Below are 461 nucleotides of genomic sequence, written 5' to 3'. Positions count from 1 at the left end.
GTCTCCTGGACGGGCAGTGTGGTCCATTCGATGTGGAAGAGGCTGTTTCGGATGGTCTTGGTGGTGTCGGTGAGCTGTTCGGTCGGCAGGGGGCGTGTGGTGAGGGTGTTGATGGTGGCGACGGGGGTGCCGAGGGTGTCGGCGAGGTGGATGCGGATGGTGTCGTCGCTGGTCGGGGTGAGTTTGACGCGGAGTTGGCGGGCGCCGGTGGAGTACAGGTCGACGCCGGTCCAGGAGAATGGCACGGACACGTCGCTGCTGGGGGTGTCCAGTGCCTGTAGGGCGATGGTGTGCAGGGCGGCGTCGAGGAGTGCGGGATGAATGTCGAACGCGTCGGCCTCATCCGTGACGGTGTCGGGGTCCTCGGGGAGGGTGATGTCGGCGTAGGTGTGGTGGTTGTCGTGCCATGCGGCGGTGAGGCCCTGGAAGGTGGGGCCGTAGGTGTAGCCGTGTTCGGCGAG

Annotated in this window: 1 protein-coding gene; it reads right to left on the bottom strand. The window is 66.4% G+C overall.

Annotation, left to right across the window (positions count from 1 at the left end):
* Window positions 1–461 (bottom strand): polyketide synthase dehydratase domain-containing protein (locus IH48_RS33960; protein ID WP_037844104.1); only part of this gene is annotated, 461 nt, incomplete at both ends.

This window comes from Streptomyces sp. NRRL F-5126, assembly GCF_000721265.1.
Taxonomy (GTDB): Bacteria; Actinomycetota; Actinomycetes; order Streptomycetales; family Streptomycetaceae; genus Streptomyces.
This window is presented reverse-complemented; position numbering and strand designations above follow the sequence as displayed.